We start from the raw sequence: 19010 nt of genomic DNA, 5'->3' as shown, positions 1-19010 counted from the left end.
ATATGTCTTCATCATCACCACAGCGCATCGATGCCGTACAAATTGAAGAAGCACTGCAAGAAGAAAAACGATCGTTTGGTCAGCCTGCGCCCAGTTTGTTGTTTGTCGGTGAGACTGCGATCAGCGAAGTGGATATTGCGCGCGAGATGCAATTTCATCCTGCGCTGACACCGGCGCAATCACGCACAGAAGCCGCACGCGCTTTGATGGTGCGCGAGTTATTGCGTTTGGAATGTGAACGCTTACAAATTGCAGAAAGCGTTGAGCGGCAGAATGATGAATCCTTAGAGGAGGCTTGTATTCGTGAGTTGTTAGAGCGCGAAGTGGTTGAACACGCTGCTCCTACAGAAACAGATTGCTTGCGTTACTTTGAACAAAACCGCGAGCGGTTTCGCGCGCCAGATCGATTGCGTGTGCGTCACATTTTGCTGCCGGCCGCTGCCGACGATACAGAGCATCGCGTGCAAGCGCGCGCACAGGCCGAGCAGTTGATTGCCCAGTTGCAGAGTAATCCCGTGTTGTTTGCGGATTTCGCTTTGCGTCATTCTGCCTGCCCGTCCAAAGAGCAGGGCGGCGAGCTCGGTTGGTTGCAGCGCGGGCAGACCACGCCGGAGTTTGAACGACAGGCGTTTCGCCTGCCGGAGGGGCTGGCGGATTTCCCTGTGGAGTCGCGCTGGGGTTATCACATCGTTTGGGTGGATGCGGCAGAGCAGGGCGCAGCATTGGATTTCGCTGCCGTGCAAACGCCCATCGCTGAGTATTTGGCATTACAGGTTCATCAGAGCGAAGTGCAGCACTATGTGGGTGAGCTGCAAGCGCGCTATGGCGTGCAGGGATGGGAGCATTTTGATGCCTGAGACTGCCTCTATTCAGCCGGCGCAGCGCACGCGCGCCCTGTGTTTAGCCACCTTTTCACTCACGGTGTGCGTCGCCCTGTGGGTGATTTTTTCCATTGTCGGGCTTGAGCTGCAGCGCGAGTTAGCACTCACGGATACACAGTATGGCCTCTTGGTGGCTGTGCCAATTTTGACTGGCTCACTCAGCCGCTTGGCGCTGGGTATTTGGGCGGAAGTTGTGGGTGCGCGCCGCGTGCAAAGTGTGTTGATGCTGGTGGTGGCGGGCTTTGCTTTTGCACTGCCGATGGCGTCGTCTTACGCCATGCTGTTGCTGTTAGGGCTGGGCTTGGGTTTGGCGGGTGGCGCGTTTGCCGTGGGCGTGGTCTATGTCTCGGCGTGGTATCCGCCAGAGAAACAGGGTGTCGCGCTGGGCTTGTTCGGCATGGGCAATGTCGGCACGGCGGTGACCAGCATGGCGGCGCCCTTGTTGCTGACGATCATGGATTGGCGGCATGTCGTGTGGGTCTATGCGGGTGTGATGTTGGTATCCGCCTGCGTGTTTTACCTGCTGGCGCAGCCACAGCCCATCAAACGCCTCACTGATGGCAAAGTGAATTGGCATGATCGCCTCGACCCACTGCGCAGCTTCCAAGTGTGGAGTTTCTCCGTGTACTACTTTTTGGTGTTCGGCGGATTTGTCGCACTGGCGGGTTGGTTGCCGCGTTTTTACATGGGGGTTTATGGTGTCGATATACAAACAGCGGGTTTGTTGGCTGCGAGTTTTTTGATTCCCGCCACGCTGTTTCGCTCTGTGGGCGGCATGTTGTCCGATCGCTACGGCGCGCGGCGCATGATGTATATCTCGTTCTCCACTTGTGCCGTCGCGTTTTTCTTTTTGTCGTATCCCAATACGCACTATGTGGTCGAAGGCATCAACGGCCCCATCCCTTTTAGCATCGTGCCTCATATGTCGGTGCGCGCCTTGGTGCTCGCTGTGATGGGTATGACGATGTCGCTCGGTATGGCAGCGGTGTTCAAACACATTCCCGAATACTACCCGCAGCATGTCGGCGCAGTGGGCGGTGTGGTGAGTATGATCGGCGGCTTGGGTGGTTTCTTTTTTCCGATTGCCTTCGGTGCAATGAATGACCTAGTAGGCATTTGGACAAGCTGCTTTATGCTGTTGTTTATCGTGTCTGTCACGAATTTATTATGGATGCACTTCTCGATTCTTTATATGAACCGCCGTCGCTTCCCAATGATTATTCACGACACCGATTTGCCGGAAATTATGCGGGCTAGGATGCGGCGGGAGAAAACGCAGTCGAATCAGAATCCCCATTGACTGCCTGCTCCCAACAGCGTCATCACGCCCAACACGGCAAAGACGCTAGCAGCGATGGAGTGCACTAAGCGCATCGGAATTTTGGTGGCGAGTTTGTCGCCAGCGAATACAGCGGGCACATCGGCAATCAACATGCCCAGCGTGGTGCCGATCACCACTAACAGCGGCGCGGCGTAGTGCGCTGCCATAGCGACGGTGGCGATTTGTGTTTTGTCGCCCATTTCCGCGAGAAAAAAAGTGATCAGCGTTGCGCCAAATACGCCAAGCTTCTGTGCCATCAGCGTTTCTTCTTCCTCAATTTTGTCGGGGATCAGCGTCCAGATCGCCATGCCGATAAACGATAAGCCCAGCAACCAGCTCATAATGCTAGGGCTGACGCTGGCGGTAATCCATGCGCCCAACGAACCGGCCAAACCGTGATTGACGAGGGTGGCAGCGAGGATGCCAAGAATAATCGGCAGTGGCTTTTTGAAGCGTGCGGCGAGTAAGAAAGCCAGCAGCTGGGTTTTGTCGCCAATTTCAGCGAGGGCGACGACGCCGGTGGAAACGAGCAGGGATTCGGTGATCATAAAAAGAAGAGCGTTTGCAGAGGCCGCGTAGCATACGAAAAAGCCCGTCACTGCGCCATTCCGCCTAGGTTGATCTGCGTCTGTAAAGCGGTGCAGGTGCTGGCTATGATGCTCGCATTCTTTTGGATGATTGAGGTTGTGCCGTGAGTGAGTTTGAAACGGTGGAAGTGGATTTTTTAATCGTCGGCAGTGGTGCGGGCGCGATGACGAGTGCGATACGCGCACACGATCTCGGTCTGAAAACACTGGTCGTGGAAAAAAGTAGTTATTACGGCGGCACTTCGGCGATGTCTGGCGGCAGTATTTGGATTCCCAATAATCATTTGATGCCAGCGGTCGGTGTGCCGGATAGCGACGAAGAAGCACTCACTTATTTAAAAGCGTTGACTGAAAATGAAGTGGAAGAATCGCGTTTGCAGGCTTACATCCGCAAAGGACGCGAGATGTTGGCGTATTTGGAAATGCGCGACGATTTGCACTGCGAAGCGCTACCGGAATACAGCGATTACTACCCAAATGTGCAAGGCGCAAAACCGGGTGCGCGCACTTTAGAAGCGAAGCGTTTTAGCACGCTGAAATTGGGTTGGGATTTGCAGCAGTTGCGTCCGCCACATCCAGCTTGCACCACGTTTGGTTTGTTGCATATGACGGCAAAAGAAGCACAGCACGCGGTGTATGGGCATTGGAGTGCTTCGTTGCAAATCGTCAAAAACATGGCTTTGTATTTGATTGGTTTACCGCTGCGTTTGATCGCGCCGCGCAGCACACGCGTCACACTGGGCAATGCCTTAGTCGCTGCACTGCGTTTGGGTTTGAAACGCAGAAATATTCCTTTGTGGTTGAATAGCCCAGCAAAAGAATTGTGCGTGGAAAATAATCGCATCGTTGGTGCAGTGATCGAACGCAATGGAAAAAAAGTTAGCGTGCGTGCAAAAAAAGGTGTACTGCTCGCCAGCGGCGGTTTTGAACACAATCCATTTTTGCGTCAGCAATATTTACCAAAACCGACATCAACCGATTGGTCGGCAGCCAACAAACATAACACTGGCGATGCCTTGGCAATGACGGAAAAATTACAGCCTGCGTTACATTTGATGGATGACGCTTGGTGGTCGCCAGCAACTTTAGTGCCGGGTTCTGCGCCTGCACACGCCTTAGTGTTTGAAAAAAGTATGCCGCACGGCGTTTTTGTAAACAGCAAAGGCGAGCGCTTCACCAATGAATCGGCGCCGTACATTGATGTTGTCAATGATATGTACAGCAATCACCAAGAAGGCGAAAGACATTCTGTGCCGTGTTGGATGATTTTTGATGCGCACTATCGCCACAAAACAGCGGTGGGTGGCGCGATTTATCCTGCGACGATGATGCCAGACAGCCGCGTACCAAAAAATTATTGGAATCGTTTGTTGTTCAAAGGTGACACGCTGCCAGCCTTGGCGCGAGAAATCGGTGTGGATTCACAAAAACTACAAGAAACCGTTTTGCGTTTTAATCGGTTTGCACACAACGGTATTGATGAAGATTTTTTGCGCGGCGCGAATGCGTCAGATCGCTACTATTCTGATCCCGCTTGCGCACCCAATCCCAATCTCGGTGCGATGTTGGAAGGGCCTTTTTATGCTGTACCAGTTGTAGCGGGTGATATTGGCACCAAAGGCGGTTTGCTGACGGATGCCGATGCGCGTGTATTGCGTGAAGATGGCTCAATCATTAAAGGTTTGTTTGCTTGCGGCAATTGTTCTGCCGCAGTGATGGGGCGCTCTTACGCGGGCGCAGGTTCAACATTGGGGCCTGCGATGGTGTTTGGTTTTATAGCGGCGGAAGCAGCGGCAGAATTATTTGAGTAGAAATAAAAAAGAGCATCCCATGAAATATTGGTTAATGAAATCCGAGCCAGAAACTTTTGGCATCGAACATTTAAAAAAACGCCCTAAGCAAACCGAGCCGTGGGACGGCGTGCGCAATTACCAAGCGCGCAACATGATGCGCGATGATATGCAGGTGGGTGATAAAGCATTTTTTTATCACTCCAATTGCGCAGAACCAGGTATTGTCGGCGTCGTGGAGATTGTGAAAGCGGGTTATCCCGATGTCACCGCTTTGGATCCAGAAAGTGATTACTACGATCCGAAAGCCAGTGCAGACAATCCGCGTTGGTATCGTGTCGATGTGAAATTTGAAAAGCAATTTGCGCAGACGATCTCGTTGCAAACATTGAAGCAGCATCCTGCATTAGAAGGCATGGCGGTGTTGGCTCGCGGTAGTCGTTTGTCGATTACGCCGGTAACGAAAGCGCAGTGGGATTTCATTCAAGGTTTAGCGTGAGCACGGCTGGCGGTTGCCCCCAGCGAATGCTGTCCGTAGACTGCGCTCTCCCTTAGTTTTAACGCACAGCGCACCATGCCCGCACACATTCCTGCCGACTCCGTTGGCATTGTTACGCCACAGCACATTGATTTCGCCGAGCCGGTGCAACTGCTGTCGGGTCGCATGCTGCCGAATGTTCGTTTGATGTATGAAACCTACGGCACCTTGAATGCGGCGCGTAGCAATGCGGTGTTGATTTGCCACGCGCTCTCCGGCCATCACCATGCGGCGGGTTATCACAGCGCAGACGACGAAAAACCCGGCTGGTGGGATTACTACATCGGTCCTGGCAAGCCCATCGACACCAATCGTTTTTTTGTTGTGAGTCTGAACAATATCGGTGGCTGCAATGGCAGCACAGGCCCCACTTCCATCAATCCAGAAACGGGTAAACCGTGGGGGCCAGATTTTCCGCGCTTGCGTGTGCGCGATTGGGTACACACGCAAAAAATGTTGATGGACGCGCTGGGTATTGAAGTGTGGGCAGCGGTGATCGGCGGCAGTTTGGGCGGCATGCAGGCGATGCGTTGGGCGACGCGCTTTCCTAACTTATTGCGCCACTGCGTGACGATTGCTTCGGCGATGAAGTTGTCGGCACAAAACATAGCTTTCAATGAAATTGCGCGCCACGCCATCACGGCGGACCCTGATTTTCACGACGGGCGTTATCTCGAACATGACACTTCACCGCGCAGCGGTTTGGCGATAGCGCGCATGGTCGGTCATGTCACTTATTTATCCGGCGATGCCATGGGGCAAAAATTTGGTCGCGATTTACGCAGTGGTACTTTTGATATCAATACTGATGCTGGCGTGGAGTTTCAAGTTGGCAGCTATTTGCGTTATCAAGGTGAAAACTTTTCTGATCGCTTCGATGCCAACACTTATTTGTTGATGACGCAGGCATTGGATTATTTTGATCTGGCGCGTGAGTTTGGTGATGAACCAGCAAATGCTTTTGCAGAAACACAGTGCAAATTTTTTGTGGTGTCGTTTACCACCGATTGGCGTTTTCCGCCGGAGCGATCGCGTGAAATTGCCAATGCATTAATTAGTGCGAACAAATCCGTCAGCTACACGGAAATTGATTCGGAATATGGGCACGATGCGTTTTTAATTCCAATTGAGCGCTATCGCCAAGTATTCTCTGCTTACATGCATAGTATTGAGGTGTGATGTGAGAGTTGACCTCGATATTTTACAACACTGGATCGCGCCATCATCGCGTGTATTGGATCTCGGTTGCGGCAGCGGTGAATTGCTTGCCAAGTTGACAGATAAAAAAAATATTACCGGTTACGGTATTGAGATTGATCACGATAAAATTACACGCTGCATAGAAAAACGTGTCAATGTGATTGAGCAAGATTTGGATGAGGGCTTGAAAAATTTTGCCAATGAAAGTTTTGATACGGTAGTGATGTCACAAACACTACAAGCAGTAAGTTACCCGCATTTGCTGTTAGATGAAATGTTGCGCGTGGGGCGCGAGTGCATTGTATCTTTCCCTAACTTTGGCCACTGGCGTTCACGCTTTTATTTGGCGGTGCGCGGTCATATGCCAGTGTCGGAGTTCATGCCTTACACTTGGTACGACACGCCGAATATTCACTTTTGCACGATAGAAGATTTCGAAGATTTTTGTCGTGCGCGCAATATTCGCATTCTCAATCGTCGCTATGTGACGGGTGGACGCGATGACAATGCGCTGTCTGTGCGTTGGCCTAATATGCTGGCAGAAACGGCAATTTATCGTTTGGCGCGTTGATCTGTATTTGTCATGCAAAAAATTGTTTTAGCCTCTGGCAACAAAAAAAAATTAGTAGAGCTGCAAACCCTGTTGCAAGGTTTATCGCTGGAAGTTGTGCCGCAATCACAACTTGGCATAGAGGATGCTGTAGAAGATGGTTTGTCGTTTATCGAAAACGCCATCATTAAAGCACGCCATGCCGCAAAACTATCAGGTTTACCGGCGATTGCTGATGATTCTGGCATCGCTGTCGATGCTCTAGGCGGCGCCCCTGGCATTTATTCCGCGCGCTTTGCTGGCGCGCACGGTGATGACGCGGCGAATAATCGCAAACTGTTGGAAGTGTTAGCGAGTGTGCCGGAAGAAAAACGCGGCGCGCAATTCCACTGCGTGTTGGTGTTTGTGCGCCACGCAGAAGATCCAGTGCCTGTGGTGTGTCACGGTGTGTGGCGCGGCACGATTTTATTTGCCCCGCGCGGTGAAAATGGCTTTGGTTACGATCCGTTGTTTTGGGTTCCTAGTCATCAGTGCAGTTCGGCTGAATTGCCAGCGGAAGAAAAAAATCGCATCAGTCATCGCGGGCAAGCCATGCAATTGTTGTTAAACGCACTGCGAGAAACTGTTTGACGATGTTGGCGCTACCGCCGCTCTCGCTGTATATCCATATCCCTTGGTGCGTGCGCAAATGTCCGTACTGTGATTTCAATTCGCACACGGCAGATGCCATTCCCGAGGCAATCTATGTCGAAAAACTGTTGCAGGATTTGCAGCAGGATTTGTCTTATGTGCAAGGAAGAAAACTGCACAGCATCTTCTTCGGTGGCGGCACGCCGTCCATTTTTTCTACGGCAGTGATCAAAAATATTCTGGATGGCGTACAGGAAAAAATCCCGTTTTCATCCGATATCGAAATCACACTGGAAGCCAACCCTGGCACGGTAGAGATGGAAAAGTTTGCCGGTTTTCATGCGGCAGGTGTGAATCGTTTATCCATCGGCGTGCAAAGTTTTTCGAGTGTGCAGTTGCAGAAGTTGGGCAGAATTCACGATGCGGATGAAGCGCAGCGCGCGGTGGCGATGGCAAGGTCGGCTGGTTTTGAGCGCATCAATATTGATTTGATGCACGGCCTGCCGAATCAAACGGTTGACGATGCCTTGGCGGATTTGCAGCAGGCGATAGATCTCGGTGTGTCGCATATTTCTTGGTATCAATTGACGATAGAACCGAACACGGTTTTTTATCGCCAACCACCGCTGCTGCCCGTGGATGAAGTGTTGTGGGATATACAGCAGGCGGGTTTGGCTTTGTTACAACAGCACGGTTTCGTGCAGTACGAAGTGTCAGCGTTTGCGCGTGATGCGAACGGAAAAAATCAGCAATGCCGTCACAATCTCAATTACTGGCAGTTTGGTGATTACCTTGGCATCGGTGCGGGTGCGCATGGAAAAATTACCCTGCCTGCTGAAAATTGTATTCTTCGCTACAACAAAACCCGCATGCCGAAACATTATCTGGCCAATGCGATAGCAGATTGCGTGGCAGAGCAGCATGACATCACAGCAAAAGATTTGCCGTTTGAGTTTATGCTCAATGCATTGCGTTTGCGTGAAGGTGTTCCAGCAACCTTGTTTGCTGAGAGAACAGGCTTATCGTTGACAGCAATAGAAGCCGTGCGAAAAAAACTGTGCAGCCAAGGATTGCTGGTAGACGATAAAAATCGCTTGGCGGCAACAGAAAAAGGTTTTTTATTTTTGAATGATGTGCTGACGGCATTTATGCCGGATTGATTTACGGCGGCGTCATCAAAGCGGCGTGCAACTGACGCAGCCACACTTTCAAACGCGAAACATTTTCCCAGCCACTGCGCAGCAATTGTTTTTGTGCGGATGGCAGTGCTTCCAATTGTGGCTGCGCATACACGAACATGCCTTTCTCATTAGGCGTCAGTACGGGGGCTTGTGATAACTCCGGTGTGGCTTCTAATTGCTGCAGCGCTTTCAAAACCAGCACATGAAAATTGCCTTTCTCGCCCAGCTCAGCGTAAGCGGCATTCAATAAAGGGTAGTAGCGGCGATACAACTGCGCGCACTGCTGCGGATCCAGCGCGGTAATAAGATCGACATACAAGTTGTAGCGTGTTTGGCTTTCAGCCGTTGCGGTTAACGGCATGCTGCTGCTGACGGCAAAGCGACCTTTGATCGGTGTGAGTAAACCAATTTTTTGATCAACTTTGCCTGCCGCCAAGCTGTTGACGAAGGAGACAAATCGGCGCAGTAGCTGATCTTTCGCCAGCAGGCTGAGTGCTTGCGCCTGCCATCCGCCCAGTTTGCCCAACTCGGTGCGTACGCCGTCATCGGAGCTATCCAGCACCGGTAGCGGTTCGGCATCGGGCGCTTGCTCTTTCGGCGGTTCACTGGCGGCGACAGCAGGATCAACTTCTGGTGCCGGCGCTTCTGCCACCTGACCAGAAACAGAAGCCTGCGTGGGCTGATCGTTCTGCGGATTGACGGCTTGCTTGAGCGCCGTCAGTGGCTCGGATTCACCCGTACCCTGCGTGTAGTAATAGCCTGCCGCGCCGATACCAGCGGCAACCAAGACGAGCAGCGCATAAGTCGCGGCGGATGAGCGTTTGGTGGGCAGTTCAATGATGCGGTCTTCATCAGACAGTTGCATGGTGTTCCCTCAGCAAGCCAGTCTGACTACGACCGCAACGCGGCGGAATAATTCCATCCCTCGCATTTAACCTAGCGAACGCACCGCGCGCACCGCATCCGCCAACGCTTTTTTCAGCAAGCCAAAACCGGTGCAATCACCGATGGGGATGATGGTGGGGCCGCAACCGTCCAGCGTGTCAGCCAGCGAAGTTTCCGCTTGCAGGATGGGCGGAATCACTACGCAATCCGCCTTTACGATGCGCTGTTTGCCGTCGATAGTGATGTGCACGCCGTCAGCAGCTATCTCGTCAATTTGCGCACCCGTGGTGACGATGACATCCGCTGCATCCAAGCGTTTGCATTCTTCGCCGCGGCGTTTTCTGCCGACTTCACTGGCGATGCGATGATCACTGCCCACCAGTTTTACCGTTTTTCCTGCGCGCGCTAACCACTCAGCTATTTCAACCGACAGCAAGCCGCTGCCGATGACTGCAACAGTTTTGCCTGCAATATTTTGTGGTGTGTTTTCTGCAAGATGTTGTTGCAGTGTGTCGCCTGAAACAACGGTTGCATTGCTATTGATGTTGAGCGTTTCGCGCGCTGCGATTGCGCCAGTGGCAACAATCACCGCATCCGGTTGCATACCGCAGACAAAATCATCGGTGACGCGCGTATTCAATTGCACTTTGATCGGCAATCGCGCGACTTCATTACGCAAGTAATCTAAAAACGCGCGCTGCTCACGATGCATATTGGCAGCGAGTGAAAGCAAACCACCTAACTGCGACGATTGTTCACACAGCGTCACCGTGTGTCCACATTCCGCTGCGGCGCGCGCTGCTTCCATACCGGCAGGGCCACCGCCGATCACCAAAATATTTTTTTTCTGTTGTGTCTGTTTAAGCGTAAGTGTGGCTTCACGACCGCTGAACGGATTGAGTGCGCACGCAGAGCCTGCACCTTTACCGATAGTATCGACGCAATCTTCGCAGCTATTGCACGGACGAATTTCCTCCAATTTTCCTGCAATCACTTTGTTCGGTAATTCGGGATCGGTAAACAAAGCGCGACCGATCACTACTAAATCTGCGCGTTCTTCACGCAATAATTTTTCAGCAAAAATAGGTTCGCCACTGCGACCTACCACCATCACGGGCACATCAACCACTTGGCGCAGTGCCGCAGCCATTGCTGCGTTATAACCTTGGCGATATTCACTGCCCGCAATAATTTGTGTGATGTTGCTATCGCTCACGCCGCCACTGATATGAAAGGCGTTGACGCCTGCGGCAACCAAGGTCGGTGCCATGCGTTGTGTGTCGTTAATTTCGCGCCCGCCACCATCGCGTTCAAAACCGGAGACGCGCAACACGATAGGAAAATCTTCGCCGCATTTCGCGCGAATATCTGCCAACACTTCCAACAAAAACTTCATGCGACCTTCAAGTTTTCTGCCGTTGTACGCGTCGGTGCGGTGATTGCGCAGCGGCGACAAAAAAGAACCGAGCAGCATATAACTGTGCGCCGCGTGCAATTCCACGCCGTCGTAACCGGCTTTTTGTGCGCGCAAACAAGCGTCGCCGTACATCGCTACATATTTAGGAATTTCTTCCAACGCCAACTCGCGGCACACCTGCATCGTAGTCGGCGTACGTACAACAGAGGGACCCACAGCAGGAATGCCGCGATAAAAAATGGATAAAGATTCGGGGCCAGTGTGCGAAATCTGTGGAAAAATTTTCGCGCCGTGTGCGTGTACGGCATCCACCAGTTTTTTGTGCGACTCAATCAAATGATCGGCGTATAAACCGAGAGAGTGCGCTTGATAGCGATGTTCTTCATCAATCGTACACACTTCCATGGTGATTAAACCCACGCCGCCTTTTGCGCGCTCGGCGTAGTAGGCGATATGGCGATCAGAAACGGTTTCATCATCGTTGGCGTAATCGACCGTCATTGGCGCCATCACCATACGGTTTTTTAAGGTCAGTGAGCCGATGTTAATCGGTTGTTGCAGTTGCGTGAGTGCAGTCATGGGAAACTTTCCTCTATAAAAAACGCGCGTGATAGCGCAAATGGTTTTCAAAAAATGAGCTGATGAAGTAATAGCTGTGATCGTAGCCTTCACGCAGATTGAGCGTGAGTGCTACGCCAGAGCGTTCGCAGGCGATTTGCAACAACTCTGGTTTTAATTGATTGACGAGAAAATTATCGGCTAATCCCTGTTCTACTAAAATGGGTTTGTCATAGCCGCGTGTGGCAATCAATGAGCAAGCATCGTGTTCGGCCCACAAGGATTTATCGTGACCAAGATAATGTGAAAACGCTTTTTCTCCCCACGGGCATTGCGTGGGTGCAACAATAGGCGAGAATGCTGATACAGAACGGTATTGTTGCGGGTGACGAATCGCCAGCGTCAACGCGCCGTGACCGCCCATCGAATGACCAGAAATACTTTGTCGCGTCACATCAATTTTTTCTGAAAAATCTTTGGTAATCAGCGCGGGTAATTCACTCTGCACATAATCGTACATACGATAGTGTTTTGCCCACGGCCACTGCGTGGCGTTGATATAAAAACCGGCACCCAAACCAAAATCCCAAGCATTTTCTGCGTCGTCTGGCACATCATCACCGCGCGGGCTGGTATCGGGCGCGATGATGGCAATGCCGAGTTCAGCAGCGATGCGTTGCGAACCCGCTTTCGTGACAAAGTTTTGATCGTTACAAGTTAAACCAGACAGCCACCACAGCAGCGGCACTTTTTTTGTTTGTGATTGTGGCGGTACTCCTTCAGTTTTTACCGCCTGTGGCGGCAAAAAAAGCGCAAAAATCATCTCGCACGATAAAGTGTGCGAATGATGTTTGATACGCAGTTGTTCGCCGCCGAAGCAGAGATTTCTTTCGATAATTTCCATAAACCCCCCATATCCTCCCCTGCGTAGTAGGGGAGGTGGTGCGAAGCACCGGAGGGGTTAGACCCCTTCGGCTTTTCGAGCCACTCCCCCTATTGCATAGGGGGGAGATTTAATAAACTACTTTAATAAATAACCACCGAGCGAATTGCTTTGCCATCGTGCATTAAGTCAAACGCCTTGTTGATGTCTTCTAAGGGCATGGTGTAAGTCACCATTTCATCAATTTTGATTTCGCCTTTCATGTAGCGTTCCACATAATCTGGCAATTGTGTTCTGCCTTTCACGCCACCGAAAGCACTGCCGCGCCACACGCGGCCCGTCACTAATTGAAACGGACGCGTGCTGATTTCTTGTCCTGCGCCAGCCACGCCAATAATCACGGATTCGCCCCAGCCCTTGTGACAGCACTCCAATGCCGAGCGCATTAAGTTCACATTGCCCACACATTCAAACGAGTAATCCACACCACCTTCAGTTAAATCGACAATCACTTCTTGTATCGGCTTGTTGTAATTTTTGGGATTGATGCAATCGGTCGCGCCGAGCATTTTTGCCATCTCAAATTTGGTTTCGTTGATATCGACAGCAATAATGCGCGCGGCTTTTGCCATCACTGCACCTTGAATCACCGATAAACCAATGCCACCCAAACCAAACACCGCAACTGTCGCGCCTGCTTCAACTTTTGCGGTATTTAATACCGCGCCGATGCCGGTGGTGATGCCGCAACCGAGCAAACACACTTTATCGAGTGGTGCGGATTTATTGATTTTTGCCACAGCAATTTCTGGCAACACGGTGTGTTCCGCAAAAGTGGAAGTGCCCATGTAGTGATAAATCGGTTTGCCGTCTTTGCTAAAACGCGTCGTGCCATCGGGCATTAAACCTTTGCCTTGTGTTGCGCGAATGGCTTGGCATAAATTAGTTTTGCCTGATAAACAAAATTTGCACTTTCCGCACTCAGGTGTGTACAGCGGAATGACATGATCGCCCACCGCAACACTGGTCACACCTGCGCCCACTTCAATCACCACGCCCGCGCCTTCGTGACCGAGGATGCAAGGAAACACACCTTCAGAATCTTCACCGCTCAAGGTGTAAGCATCGGTGTGACACACACCCGTTGCCGTGAGTTTGATCATCACTTCGCCCGCTTGCGGGCCTTGTAAATCGACTTCCTCAATCGTTAAAGGTTGATTGGGTCCCCAAGCAACGGCTGCGCGTGTTTTCATTTTTTCTCTCTCCAATTATTTGATTTTATCCATCACATCTTCTTTGAAACGCTTCATGCAATCAATTTTGAATTGCAGATCGATTTGAATTTCCCACCGTACATAAACCACGGCATCACGCAGGCTTCGGTGACGCCGTTGTCAGCCAGTTTTTGGTTGCCAGCGAGATCAAACACATCGGTCGCCACAGAAATAAATTCAAACGGTTTGTTGTCGGTACCGTACTCTTTTCTGTATTGCGCAATTTTTTGTGCCATTTCAATGATGTGGTCCGCTTTGGTATTCGGTGAAGCAAAACCATCGGCGATGCGCGCGGCGCGTTTTAAAACAATATCGGCTGTGCCACCAATCACAATCGGCATCGGTGTTTTGGGCACAGGGTTGATCGACATATTTGGGTAGTTGTAGAACTTGCCTTTGTGCTCAAACATTTCGCCGGTGAGTGCTTTGCGCAAAATTTCGATCATTTCTTCCGAGCGCGCGCCGCGATCATCCCAGTTCGTGCCGTTGATGGAAAAATCTTCCGGCCATGGCGACAAACCCACGCCCAGTGTCATGCGGTCTTGGCAGAAATAAGAAGCCGTGCCCGCTTGCTTGGCGACCAACATCGGCTGGCGCACTGGCAGCTTCAATACACTGATCAAGAAGCGCAGGTTTTTAGTCAGCGCGCCCATGTGAGCGATGGCGCAGAACGGATCAAGAAACGCGGTGTTGGCGTTCCAGTAGCGCGCGCCGCTGTCGCTGTACGGGTAGTTGACCGAGGTTTCATCGTAGAAAAACAGGCCGTCGCCGAGGTTGACGGAGTGAAAGCCCAGCTCGTCGGCGGCAACGGCCAAAGGCACTTGGTCGTCGGCGGGGTTGAAGGTGAGTGTCAGAGAAAATTTCATGGGTGCGTCCTCATGCGGGTTATGGGTGAAAAGCTAACAGCAGGAATATAGGCAAGGCGCTTGACTGTTTCAATACGCATCGTTTCGTAATTCGAAATAGTGGTGTTGATACCATAACGCTAGCGAAAATGTTTGCTTATGTGTTTAGAGAGTCTCTATGGATACTCTCGTCATTCTGGCAATGGGAATAGCTTGCTCGGCTTTCAGAGTCTCACCACCACTCCCTGCTGCGCCATAAATTGCTTGGCTTGCGGGATGGTGTATTCGCCGAAGTGAAAAATGCTGGCGGCTAGTACGGCATCGGCACCGCCTTGCTTCACGCCATCCACAAAGTGCTGCAAATTGCCCACGCCGCCAGAGGCGATCACGGGGATGTTGACGCTGTCGCTGATGGCGCGCGTCACGCCGAGGTCAAAACCGTTTTTGGTGCCGTCGCGATCCATGCTGGTGAGCAGAATTTCACCCGCGCCGTAATCCGCCATTTTTTTAGCCCATTCCACCGCATTGATGCCGGTTTCTTTGCGCCCGCCGTGGGTGAAAATTTCCCAGCGATCAGGCTCGCCTGCGGCATTTACGCGCTTGGCATCCAGTGCGACCACGATGCACTGTGAGCCAAAACGCTCGGCGGCTTCACGCACAAATTCTGGATTGTGAATGGCGGCGGTGTTGATGCTAACTTTATCGGCACCGGCGTTGAGCAGGCGGCGAATGTCGTCCACCGTGCGTACGCCACCGCCCACGGTCAGCGGGATGAACACTTGGCTCGCCATGCGCTCGACGGTTTCGTAAGTGGTGGCGCGATCTTGGCTGCTGGCGGTGATATCGAGAAAAGTGATTTCGTCCGCGCCCTGTTCGTTGTAGCGGCGCGCGATTTCTACGGGGTCGCCCGCGTCGCGAATATCGACAAACTGCACACCTTTCACCACGCGACCGTTATCGACATCCAAGCAGGGAATGATGCGTTTGGCGAGGGTCATGGTGGAGTTTCCATCAAAAAAAGAGGAGTGCATGGTAGCACCGGTAGCGAATGTAATCAGGTGGTGCAACAGTGGAATATGCGTTGCAAGAGGCGCTTCATCTCAATAAAGCTTTGTTATGCTAAACGAAATAAATAATGTGAGAGAAAAGAATGAGCGATGAAAAAAATGCAGCGCGCGAGGTGTCGATTGCGCGTGTGATGGATGGCAGAAGTTGGGATGATTTTTGCGATGCGCTAAAAAAAGCAGGGCGCGATGTGGTGTTGTCAGACAGCGCGCCGAACAATCCGCTGGATCGCGCTGAAGGTTGGCGTTATCTCGCGCGTTTAACACGCGGCGCGTTGGAATCTTTTTTAGAGGCGGCGGATACACAAGCGCCCGCTTTTACGCGCGGCGTGCATGAAACGATAAAAATGGGCATGGATAATCCCGACAATATTTATCTCACTGCGCCCGTCAACGGTAACTACACCTATCGCATCACTGGTACGCGCGGCAGCGTGCATTATTTAGGTTTTGGTGCGCAAGCGGGCGGTTACGGAAAAACCGCGTCGCTGGATACTTCCGGTTATCTTGAAGCCAAAGATATGCACATCCATGCCGATGGCAGTTTTGAAATTATTGCCTCCAGCACGCCGCAACAAGGCAACTGGTTAAAGATGTCGCCGGAGACGCGCTTGATACAAGTGCGGCAAACGCGCATACACCACAAAACAGAAATTCCTGCACAAGTGAGCATCGAAAGAATCGACGGCGATAATCAGCCGCGTCATCTTTCTGCGGAGCGCGTAGACAAAGCGCTGCAAGGCGCAGGATTTTTTGTCGCTGGCACGGCAAGTTTATTTGCTAAATGGGCGGAAGATTTTCGCCAAAATCCCAACACCCTGCCGCGTTTTAATCCTGATGTTGCTTTAGCCGCAGGCGGTGATCCGAATATCGCGTACTACCACGGTTATTTTCAGTTGCAGGATGACGAAGCCTTAGAAATTACTTTCACGCCGCCAGCCTGTGATTTTTGGAATTTGCAGTTGGGAAATTATTGGTTAGAGAGTCTCGACTACCGTTATTTTCCCGTGCATATCAATAAAGGCACAGCACACTACAACGAGGATGGTTCGGTGCGGCTTGTGATTAGCAAACAAAAAATAGCGGTAAAAAACTGGCTGGATACTTGCGGCAGAAACGAAGGCACGATGTGTCTGCGTTGGATACGCGCTGCCGAACATCCGCAACCGCAAGTGCGGGTGGTGAAAATTTCTGAATTAAAAGGACAATAAAAATGGCTGATGCAAAGGTGGATATAGAAAAACGCTTTGATGTAGAAACGCTGTTATCAGAAGCATCAGCGGCAACAGGATTGACGGATTTCGGCTCTAATGATTTTCAGGCTGGCTTACAGAAACTGATCGAAACTTACACGAATAATGGTTTCAATGAGCGAGGTGTGGCAAAACAGCGCAAACGCCTGCTGAAGTTATTGCAAGTGCGTTTGAAGATGGAAGCAGCGTGGAAAAAATATCCAGAGATTCGCCAAGTTGAAATCAAAGCGCCGATGTTTTTAACGGGCTTGCCGCGCACAGGCACTTCGGCGCTGCTGAATTTATTGTCGCAAGATCCTGCGTTTCGCCCGATGAAATTGTGGGAGGGTATGAGCCCAGACCCGTTAGACGGCAATCCGCCGGAGGCAGAAGATCCTCGCTATGTGCAGTTAAAAGCGTTTTACGAAGAAGCGCACAAGAAAAATCCCAATTTTGACAAAATTCATTTCACCACGGCAGATACCGCCGAAGAATGTATTCATTTATTGAATCACACATTTCAAGATGTGCAGTTCGGCTTGGAAACCATGATGGAGCCTTACGGTTCTTGGTTTCAGCAGCAAGATCATTTTCCTGCTTATCAATATTACGCAGATATTTTGCGTATGTTGCAGTGGCAGCGCGCGGGTGAACGATGGCTGTTGAAAACGCCCGCGCATTTGTGGGCGCTGGATTGTTTGGTGAAATTATTTCCCGATTGCTCCATCGTCATCACGCATCGCAATCCTTTGGAGTGCGTCACTTCTTACGCCAGCATGATGGAATCCATGTTGAGTGATCGCAATTTTGATCGTCAACAATTTGGCGCGGTGGTGATGGAATATTTGGCGCGCAAAGTGGAAGCGAGTTTGCGCCAGCGCGAACGGATTGATCCAGCGCGTATCATTGATTTGCAGTTCAATGATTTCATTGCCGATGGCGTCGGCACGGTGCAGCGCATTTATCAACATTTTGGTGTGCCGATGACAGCGGTGGCAGAGCAGCGTTTTCAACGCTATGCCGACGAACATCCTATGGGCAAACACGGCAAGCACAACTATCGTTTGGAAGAGTACGGGTTGACAGAACAACAAGTGCTGTCTCGTTTTGCTTTTTATATTGAACGCTTTAATGTACCTCTGCATTAGAGACGAGCGCCGAGAGAAACTTTTGCTGTGTATGGCAATCTCATAAAAATTATTGGACGAGGAGCATCATCATGAAAAAAGAGCTAATGGTTGCGAGTGTGTTGATTGGTGTACTGGCGGTGGTAGGCTGCAATAAAAGCAATCAGCAGCAAACCATTGAATTGCCTGCCGGTCAGCTGCACCTCGGCACACAATGGGTGGACGGTCAGTTGTGGGTAGAAAGCTTCGATCCTAAAACACAGACCTGTCTGTTCAGCGCATACAAAAACGGTAAGGCGGTTGAAGGCAAAACCGTCACACTCAACAACTGTCGCACCGGTTTGGGCGGGCCGATGATGCGCCCAAGCATGGAGCGGCGCATGAAAATGAATCCCAATGCGGGTGGCATGATGCACCCGAATATGCCGCAACGCCCTGGTCGTATGCATCCTCATGCCATGCCGCAAGCACCCGCAACGGGTGGGCAGCCAGAGCAGCCATCCGTTGCCCCACCTGCACAGGACTAATATCCTGTGCAACCTTTTTAACGGCCAGCAGATTTTGTGATGAATACGCCTGACGACATCAAATACCTCGCCACCCACCAATGGGGGCGCTTGGAAGCCGATGGTACGGTGACGGTAGGCATCACCGATTACGCGCAAGACCAGTTGGGCGATGTGGTATTTGTCGATCTGCCTGCCGTGGGCGCGCAGTTAACACACGCCGATCAAGCGGGCGTGATCGAATCGGTCAAAACCGCTTCCGATTTATTCGCACCGGTTTCCGGCGTAGTGATTGCTCACAATCCAGTTTTGGAAGACACTCCAGAAACCGTCAATGACTCGCCCTACGACAAAGGTTGGCTGTTCCGTATCCAGCCCGACAACGCCGCTGCCGAGTGGGAGCAGCTGCTCGATGCCGCCGGTTACAACGCTGCGGTTGCCGCCGAGCAGGATGACTAAATAGACGACTGACTGCGTTGGAACTTTGCTGCGGCTTTGCCTTCCAACAAGGCATTGATAGACTTTGTTTCCCCTCGGAGGA

19 protein-coding genes are annotated in these 19010 nt (G+C 51.5%); 12 read left to right on the top strand and 7 right to left on the bottom strand.

What is annotated here, in order from left to right; genetic code table 11:
* The first annotated feature begins 2 nt into the window (after positions 1-2).
* Positions 3-857: a peptidylprolyl isomerase gene (locus R3E63_00935; GenBank protein ID MEZ5538529.1), complete on the top strand. Its 855-nt coding sequence runs from the start codon at positions 3-5 to the stop codon at positions 855-857.
* Positions 850-2181, top strand: a complete 1332-nt coding sequence (locus R3E63_00930) for a nitrate/nitrite transporter (GenBank protein ID MEZ5538528.1) — start codon at positions 850-852, stop codon at positions 2179-2181. The genes R3E63_00935 and R3E63_00930 overlap by 8 nt, the downstream gene beginning before the upstream one ends.
* Here R3E63_00930 and R3E63_00925 read toward each other — a convergent pair.
* On the bottom strand, positions 2166-2747 hold the full coding sequence (locus R3E63_00925) for a TMEM165/GDT1 family protein (GenBank protein ID MEZ5538527.1): 582 nt from the start codon (positions 2745-2747) through the stop codon (positions 2166-2168). The genes R3E63_00930 and R3E63_00925 overlap by 16 nt on opposite strands.
* A gap of 146 nt (positions 2748-2893) precedes the next feature.
* On the opposite strand from R3E63_00925, the gene R3E63_00920 reads away from it, so the two are divergent.
* From R3E63_00920 to hemW, 6 genes are all read left to right on the top strand, one after another.
* On the top strand, positions 2894-4600 hold the full coding sequence (locus R3E63_00920; protein MEZ5538526.1) for an FAD-binding protein: 1707 nt from the start codon (positions 2894-2896) through the stop codon (positions 4598-4600).
* Between the two features lie 19 nt (positions 4601-4619).
* Positions 4620-5078 carry an EVE domain-containing protein gene (locus R3E63_00915; GenBank protein MEZ5538525.1) on the top strand — a complete coding sequence of 153 codons (459 nt, stop codon included), beginning with the start codon at positions 4620-4622 and terminating at the stop codon, positions 5076-5078.
* A 75-nt stretch (positions 5079-5153) separates the two neighbouring features.
* Positions 5154-6296 carry a homoserine O-acetyltransferase gene (locus R3E63_00910; GenBank protein MEZ5538524.1) on the top strand — a complete coding sequence of 381 codons (1143 nt, stop codon included), beginning with the start codon at positions 5154-5156 and terminating at the stop codon, positions 6294-6296.
* Between the two features lies 1 nt (position 6297).
* The gene (gene metW, locus R3E63_00905) at positions 6298-6888 is read left to right on the top strand and encodes a methionine biosynthesis protein MetW (protein MEZ5538523.1); all 591 of its coding nucleotides are present in this window, start codon (positions 6298-6300) and stop codon (positions 6886-6888) included.
* Positions 6889-6900: 12 nt separating this feature from the next.
* Positions 6901-7497 carry an RdgB/HAM1 family non-canonical purine NTP pyrophosphatase gene (gene rdgB, locus R3E63_00900; protein ID MEZ5538522.1) on the top strand — a complete coding sequence of 199 codons (597 nt, stop codon included), beginning with the start codon at positions 6901-6903 and terminating at the stop codon, positions 7495-7497.
* 2 nt (positions 7498-7499) lie between these two features.
* On the top strand, positions 7500-8657 hold the full coding sequence (hemW, locus tag R3E63_00895) for a radical SAM family heme chaperone HemW (GenBank protein ID MEZ5538521.1): 1158 nt from the start codon (positions 7500-7502) through the stop codon (positions 8655-8657).
* A 1-nt stretch (position 8658) separates the two neighbouring features.
* Here the strand turns inward: hemW and R3E63_00890 are convergent, their stop codons facing one another.
* The 6 genes from R3E63_00890 to hisF form a co-directional block, all read right to left on the bottom strand.
* Positions 8659-9543: a DUF3014 domain-containing protein gene (locus tag R3E63_00890; protein MEZ5538520.1), complete on the bottom strand. Its 885-nt coding sequence runs from the start codon at positions 9541-9543 to the stop codon at positions 8659-8661.
* 66 nt (positions 9544-9609) lie between these two features.
* Positions 9610-11559 carry an FAD-dependent oxidoreductase gene (locus R3E63_00885; protein MEZ5538519.1) on the bottom strand — a complete coding sequence of 650 codons (1950 nt, stop codon included), beginning with the start codon at positions 11557-11559 and terminating at the stop codon, positions 9610-9612.
* 13 nt (positions 11560-11572) lie between these two features.
* Positions 11573-12442: an S-formylglutathione hydrolase gene (gene fghA / locus R3E63_00880; protein MEZ5538518.1), complete on the bottom strand. Its 870-nt coding sequence runs from the start codon at positions 12440-12442 to the stop codon at positions 11573-11575.
* A gap of 122 nt (positions 12443-12564) precedes the next feature.
* Complete coding sequence (locus R3E63_00875; protein MEZ5538517.1) at positions 12565-13674, bottom strand: S-(hydroxymethyl)glutathione dehydrogenase/class III alcohol dehydrogenase; 1110 nt, start codon at positions 13672-13674, stop codon at positions 12565-12567.
* A gap of 53 nt (positions 13675-13727) precedes the next feature.
* Complete coding sequence (locus tag R3E63_00870) at positions 13728-14561, bottom strand: LLM class flavin-dependent oxidoreductase (GenBank protein ID MEZ5538516.1); 834 nt, start codon at positions 14559-14561, stop codon at positions 13728-13730.
* Between the two features lie 203 nt (positions 14562-14764).
* Complete coding sequence (hisF, locus tag R3E63_00865; protein MEZ5538515.1) at positions 14765-15538, bottom strand: imidazole glycerol phosphate synthase subunit HisF; 774 nt, start codon at positions 15536-15538, stop codon at positions 14765-14767.
* 152 nt (positions 15539-15690) lie between these two features.
* Between hisF and R3E63_00860 the strand changes: the two genes are divergently transcribed.
* The 4 genes from R3E63_00860 (at position 15691) to gcvH (ending at position 18928) form a co-directional block, all read left to right on the top strand.
* Complete coding sequence (locus R3E63_00860; protein ID MEZ5538514.1) at positions 15691-16815, top strand: DUF1214 domain-containing protein; 1125 nt, start codon at positions 15691-15693, stop codon at positions 16813-16815.
* 2 nt (positions 16816-16817) lie between these two features.
* A complete protein-coding gene (locus R3E63_00855) occupies positions 16818-17984 on the top strand; it encodes a sulfotransferase (protein MEZ5538513.1) in 1167 nt (388 codons plus the stop codon).
* 71 nt (positions 17985-18055) lie between these two features.
* On the top strand, positions 18056-18490 hold the full coding sequence (locus tag R3E63_00850; GenBank protein MEZ5538512.1) for a hypothetical protein: 435 nt from the start codon (positions 18056-18058) through the stop codon (positions 18488-18490).
* 36 nt (positions 18491-18526) lie between these two features.
* Complete coding sequence (gene gcvH / locus R3E63_00845; GenBank protein MEZ5538511.1) at positions 18527-18928, top strand: glycine cleavage system protein GcvH; 402 nt, start codon at positions 18527-18529, stop codon at positions 18926-18928.
* Positions 18929-19010: the final 82 nt, after the last annotated feature.

The organism is Pseudomonadales bacterium, assembly GCA_041395665.1.
Taxonomy (GTDB): domain Bacteria; phylum Pseudomonadota; class Gammaproteobacteria; order Pseudomonadales; family UBA7239; genus UBA7239.
This window is presented reverse-complemented; position numbering and strand designations above follow the sequence as displayed.